Annotated in this window: 6 protein-coding genes; 4 read left to right on the forward strand and 2 right to left on the reverse strand. The window is 40.1% G+C overall.

All coding sequences use genetic code 11. The annotated features are described in order from the left end of the window. Nucleotides 1-92 precede the first annotated feature (92 nt). Nucleotides 93-572: a thermonuclease family protein gene (locus FL972_RS16575; protein WP_144607034.1), complete on the forward strand. Its 480-nt coding sequence runs from the start codon at nucleotides 93-95 to the stop codon at nucleotides 570-572. A gap of 77 nt (nucleotides 573-649) precedes the next feature. Here the strand turns inward: FL972_RS16575 and hflC are convergent, their stop codons facing one another. Together hflC and hflK are read right to left on the reverse strand one after the other, a co-directional pair. Then, the gene (gene hflC / locus FL972_RS16580) at nucleotides 650-1,588 is read right to left on the reverse strand and encodes a protease modulator HflC (protein ID WP_144607036.1); all 939 of its coding nucleotides are present in this window, start codon (nucleotides 1,586-1,588) and stop codon (nucleotides 650-652) included. Further along, a complete protein-coding gene (gene hflK, locus FL972_RS16585) occupies nucleotides 1,585-2,556 on the reverse strand; it encodes an FtsH protease activity modulator HflK (protein ID WP_144607038.1) in 972 nt (323 codons plus the stop codon). The genes hflC and hflK overlap by 4 nt, the downstream gene beginning before the upstream one ends. Before the next feature lie 199 nt (nucleotides 2,557-2,755). Between hflK and FL972_RS16590 the strand changes: the two genes are divergently transcribed. The 3 genes from FL972_RS16590 (at nucleotide 2,756) to FL972_RS16600 (ending at nucleotide 5,396) form a co-directional block, all read left to right on the forward strand. Continuing rightward, a complete protein-coding gene (locus FL972_RS16590) occupies nucleotides 2,756-2,956 on the forward strand; it encodes a hypothetical protein (protein WP_091652584.1) in 201 nt (66 codons plus the stop codon). A gap of 1 nt (nucleotide 2,957) precedes the next feature. Continuing rightward, complete coding sequence (locus FL972_RS16595; RefSeq protein WP_144607040.1) at nucleotides 2,958-3,254, forward strand: hypothetical protein; 297 nt, start codon at nucleotides 2,958-2,960, stop codon at nucleotides 3,252-3,254. Between the two features lie 246 nt (nucleotides 3,255-3,500). Next, complete coding sequence (locus FL972_RS16600; protein ID WP_144607042.1) at nucleotides 3,501-5,396, forward strand: outer membrane protein assembly factor BamB family protein; 1,896 nt, start codon at nucleotides 3,501-3,503, stop codon at nucleotides 5,394-5,396. The last annotated feature ends 256 nt before the right edge of the window (nucleotides 5,397-5,652 follow it).

The following is a 5,652-nucleotide window of genomic DNA, read 5'->3' on the forward strand; positions in this document are numbered from 1 at the left end:
GGTCTTCGGTCATCGGTCTTCCAATCGGTCAAACAAAGAAAATATGGCAACTGGCATGATTGCGGATAATCAGAAAACCAAATTATAAACATATGAAAACAAAAAACTTTTTTATCCTTTTTCTGTGGGTAGCATTGGTTCATCAATATGCTTTTTCCCAACAAAAATCGGCGCTCCTCCCCGTCACCAAAGTAGTTGACGGTGATACTTTTTGGGTTCTAAATAGTAAAGGTCAGGAAGAAAAAATCCGGCTGATTGGGGTAGACTCTCCTGAAGTCAGAAATTCAGGGAGGAAGAAAGTAGAATACTTTGGAAAAGAAAGTTCTGAATTCGCCAAACGAATTCTAAATGGGCAACGAGTGAGACTGGAATATGATGTTCAGCAGTATGATCGATACAAGCGAACCCTGGCTTACGTGTACCTGGAAGACGGCACTTTCTTCAATGCACTATTGGTCAAGGAGGGATTTGCTACAGTAGCTACATTTCCGCCAAATGTCAAATACGAATCTTTATTTATCAAATTGCAGCGCGAGGCACGAACCAAAGGAAAAGGACTTTGGGGAAAATGAGATAAGGTCAATTTTTTTTCAAAAAAAATGCCCTTGAGCAATAAACTCAAAGGCATTTAATTCAATCGTTACTGTTATCAATTCAGCTTTCTCAGGTATCTGAAAAATTCAGAATCTGTGGATAAAATAATACTGGTTTTCTCATCCATGGACTTCTCAAAACTCTCCATCGTTCGAAGGAATTTGTAGAGCTCGACAGAGGTTCTGCTTCGATTATAAGCCGCCGCATAAATGGCAGTAGCTTCCGCATCTGCTTTCCCTTTGATTTCCTCTGCCTGGCGGAAGGCTTCTGACTGTATCTCAGCCAAATCCCGCTCCTTATTACCTTCAATGACACGGGCCTTTCCTTGTCCTTCGGACCTAAACTGATCTGCGATCCGGTTTCTTTCTGAAATCATTCGGTCATATACTCTGTCCCGAACATCATCCACATAATTCATTCGCTTGAATCGAAAATCCAGAATTCTCACCCCCAAATCAATAGTTCTCTCATTGGCTTTTTTCAAAACAATCTTCTCAATCATATCCCTTCCGACGGAAATATCCTGCAATACCTCAATCTCCTCCAGGAAGTCTTCTGTGATTTCCGGTTCCCGATTGCTTGATCTTACGATATCCAATAAATCATGACTGGCAATTGCATTTCGGGTTTCCCCATCCAGAATATCATCCAGTCTGGACTGTGCAGAGCGCTCATCTCTCAAGCGAATGAAAAACTGCAAAGGATTAGTAATCTCCCATCTTGCATAGGTGTCGATGAATATAAACTTTTTATCCTTGGTAGGAACCTGATTTCTGTCTCCGTCCCATTCCAAATAGCGCTTGTCAAAAAACTGCACTTTATGCAAAAATGGAATTTTGAAATTGATGCCTGGAGAGGTTCTTGGATCTCCGACAGGTTTTCCGAATTGGGTAACGATAGCCTGCTGCGTTTCATCCAAAACAAAATAGCTATTGAAGGTCATTAGGACCAACAAAGTCACAATCACGATGGAACTTATTTTTCTCTTACTCATTGTTGAGGACTTTTAGCTTTATCAATATTTAATAGAGGAAGTACATTGTTACCCTTTTCATCTACGATGATTTTGTTTCCGATTTTAGGCAAAATCTTCTCCATGGTTTCCAAATAAATTCGTTGTTTGGTGACTTCCGGCGCCTTGATGTACGCTTCATACAAAGCATTAAAACGCTCTGCTTCACCTTTGGCACGGTTGACTCTGTTAAGGGCAAAAGCCTCTGCCAATTGGATCGTCTCTTCCGCCTCCCCCCTCGCTCTGGGGATTACACGGTTATACTCCGCTTCAGCTTGATTGATCAATGTTTCCCGCTCCTGCTGAGCCTGGTTGACGGCATTGAAGGATGGCTTTACCGGCTCTGGTGGATTGACATCCTGAAGCACTACCTGATCGATTCTGATTCCATTTTCATATTCATCACAAAGTTCCTGAAGCAGCCCCTCCACAGTCGTGGCTATTTCCTGTCTTCCTACAGTCAAAACTTCATTCACAGTGCGGTCTCCGACTACCTTCCGCATCACTGACTCAGACATATCCCGCAGGGTTTTTTCTGCATTTCTGACTTTGAATAGAAAATTATAGGAATTGGTAATCCGGTATTGCACCACCCATTCCACATCGGTGAGATTGAGGTCACCTGTCAGCATCATGCTTTCATCGCCAAAACCTGTCTTGGTATAATCAGTCTGAGTGCCTGCGCGGGTAGTTCGAAATCCGAATTCCTGCTTCAATTGACGCTGAACGGGTATTTTATACATACGCTCTATCCAAAATGGAATGATAAAATTCAGACCAGGATTGACCGTACGATTGTATTGGCCCAGTTGAATAACCACTCCTTCCTCTTCCGGACCTACGGTTCGGATGCTGGTAAAAAGGGCTATAAGCAACAAAAACCCTAGGACTATTTTCCTGAGGTGTTTCCTAAACCAATACAGGTTGATTTGATAAATTTTTTCTTCCATATAATATTAAGCCAGTTTATTGCCTACTAGTTCAAAGGTTAACTTGAGTAGACTTGATTATTTAAGAATACCCCTAAAAATACTAAAGAAGAAATAATTCATAGTAAAAAGAGAAGATGACTCAAAGCAGAAATAAACTAAATGACATAACAATCCCTTTTCTAATCTGTTAGGTATTCATAAACCAATTTTAATTACCATGACAAAAGAAAAAGAAAGTATTCAAACCTGGCCTGATTTGGCCATTGGACTGTATGAAAAGCTAACTGGAAAAGGTGCAGTGATTTCCTATGATTTCGAAGATTTTACATTGGGTGTACCCAAGGAAGTTGGCGACAGTTCCACTTTTACCAATTGGAAAGTCAACGGCAAGTTGAAAATCTCAACCAGCGAGAAGTAAGATGGCATCGAGCTTAACATTTGCGACTGATTTAACTATTTCCTCTGAAACTCATGAGATAATTGTCTTGAGTGATTCGGAGGAAATAGGAATTGCCATCAATGGAAACGGGATACCCAACCTAGGAATCTCTACTTGGAGACTTTTTAAGCTTCTGAGAGGTTTCCCAAAAACCAATATCAATCAGCGAATACGTGTTGTTTACAATCAAAAAGAGATTTATCGCAGTGATAAATCTCTTTTTCGCTTTTCTAATGTTTCCGCACTTATCAGATTATTTTTTAGCAGATCATCTTGAAATATGATTGCACCAATCGTTAAATAATTCAGCATTATCTTTTAAAAAGTAAAATCAAAGACTCCCCCTTGCTGAAAAAATCAGCTTGTCTTTCTTTTTTGGGTTCCTAAGCATTTTAAAATCAGCTCTTTTCCCTCATTCTTGGGCTTTTTTCAATATAAATACGCCATATAACGTATGGGAATCCATCTGTGGCTACTTTTTCTTTAGGGTGTAGAATTTGAAAACCTCACAACTCCCAAAAAGATGAAAAAATTAAGTTTTTTATTACTGGCTGTAATCTTCCTGGCAGGGAATACCTGGAGTCAAACAGCTCCCACATTTAAATATGAAATAGGTGGGAAAATCGAAAAAATGACCCTCACAGACGCAGGGGTCCTATTAGTCAATGGTAGCAGTGGTCTATCCGGAATAAGACCCGGAGCAAGCAGCCCGCATTTCAGTTTTGCCGAATATGGTAAAATCAAAGAAGAAGAAATGGAACTCGTGCCTTTAAGCCCCTACATCATTCTCACTCAGGGCGGATCTTCCCAAATTCCGGGGACCATTTTCGCCAACTCCAAACGTACAGTGATCGATGTGATTACCGGAGAGAAGGTATTTGTCACTGAAGAAAATGGCTGGAAGCAAATAGCTCAATTGAAAATTTTTCTTCCGGAAAACAAGGTGGTCGTAGTGGGCAATCGTGAAAAGCGTGAAGAAGAGGTACTGGCGGTTGGTATTTATGATCTAGCTTCTGGGAAACAGGAGGGATTTGCAAAGCTCGATCCCAATATTGGGAAAGTCAGAAGTGGCGCTGCAATTCCTATGAGTTCGGGAGCGCCATTTTTACTTCAAAATCAAGTATTTGTTCCTACAACCAAGGGGGTAATCTGTGCCAATGTGAAAGATGGAGGCATTATCTGGCAGAATGAAATCAAAAATGTCACTAGTATGATCGCAGATAATACCGGAAATGAAATTTACGGATTCGAAGAGAGAAGTAATGGAGATACCCGCATTCACAAATTCGGAAAAGACGGAAGAGAACTTTGGGATAAAGAGCGAAAAATCAAAGGTTCAATTACAAGATTTCAGATTTTACCCCAAGGTCTGGCAATCGTAAGTGATGTGTTCAAAGGAGGAAGCAGCTTGGTAAGCCAGATAGGTGGAAGCGGTGAGTCCAAGATTGCCTTCCTTGATGCCAGCAATGGAGAAGATCTATGGGAAAAAGCCCCTAAAACCAAGGGATATGTACAGCACTTTTATGTAATGGAGGATGGAATTTTATTTGGTATTGCAGAAGGGGGAATTAATAAGATCAAGTTTGACGGCACTCCACTTTTCAAAAAGCCAATTGATACAGGAGCAAATATCCATACCATGGCTACCACTCCTCAAGGCATGATTTATATCACAGATACCGATGCAAATATCATCAACCTCACTACCGGTGATCCTAAATGGAAAAAAGGAATTCAATACAAGAAAGCAACAACTGTTACCAGCGCGTATGATGCTGCAAAGGGACGCTATTTGATCAGCACAGGAGAGGAAATTTTAGCTATTGATGAAAATACAGGAGATCTCAGCACACTTGCCAAATTCAAATTTGATGGAAAAGAAAGTCCTTACACGATGGGGGTTCGCTCCTCAGGAATCTATTTAGCATCTGATCAAAATATGATGTTGTTGAATAGTGAGGGAAAAGAGAATTACCATGTATTTCACAAAGCCCCAGGGCAAAGCACCTTTGCAAAAGTTGCATTGGGAGCTTTAACGGTAGCTTCAGCAGCAGTCTCAGCGGCTGCAGCTTCCCAATCTACTTATTCCTATTATATCGGAGAATATAATAGTGCAGATGCCATGCGCGCTAAAAACAATGCGGCTGCAGCAGAATCTTTTGCAAATATAGCTTCCGTATCCTACGGAGAAATGACCAAGCGATTTAAAGCCACCATGGCGACGGCTAATGATCAGTTTATTCTAACGGATTTGAGCGATGGAGTAGGTTTGGTCAAAGTGAATAAAGATTCAGGAAAAACCGAAAAGGAAATCATCCTGAAAGATAAAAAACCGGTTTATGAAGTGGATGATATAGAAGGCTATTTGTATTACCTATCCGGAAATGGAGTCATCAGTGCCTTTGATTTAAAAAAATAAAAACATATCTCGCTATTCAACAAAAAAACCTCTCTCGGAAATTAACTGAGAGAGGTTTTTTGATTAGGAAGATGGTATCGTATCGGAATTATTAGGAAAAGAGTTGTTAAAGCAATAGATATTTCTGGACTTAAATGATTTGAAAAAAAATAGCATTTATTAAAAATTCAATACCGGATTTTAAACCTTAAAAAAAAACATTCATGAATTAGAGCTTCACAAACGGGAATGAAAGAGTTGACTTTGCGTATAAGTA

Source organism: Algoriphagus algorifonticola (assembly GCF_007655305.1).
Taxonomy (GTDB): Bacteria; Bacteroidota; Bacteroidia; order Cytophagales; family Cyclobacteriaceae; genus Algoriphagus; species Algoriphagus algorifonticola.

Coding starts and splice junctions, on each gene's coding strand:
- FL972_RS16575 (WP_144607034.1), top strand. CDS start 93: ATGAAAACAAAAAACTTTTTTATCCTTTTTCTGTGGGTAGCATTGGTT.
- hflC (WP_144607036.1), bottom strand. CDS start 1,588: ATGAGTAAGAGAAAAATAAGTTCCATCGTGATTGTGACTTTGTTGGTC.
- hflK (WP_144607038.1), bottom strand. CDS start 2,556: ATGGAAGAAAAAATTTATCAAATCAACCTGTATTGGTTTAGGAAACAC.
- FL972_RS16590 (WP_091652584.1), top strand. CDS start 2,756: ATGACAAAAGAAAAAGAAAGTATTCAAACCTGGCCTGATTTGGCCATT.
- FL972_RS16595 (WP_144607040.1), top strand. CDS start 2,958: ATGGCATCGAGCTTAACATTTGCGACTGATTTAACTATTTCCTCTGAA.
- FL972_RS16600 (WP_144607042.1), top strand. CDS start 3,501: ATGAAAAAATTAAGTTTTTTATTACTGGCTGTAATCTTCCTGGCAGGG.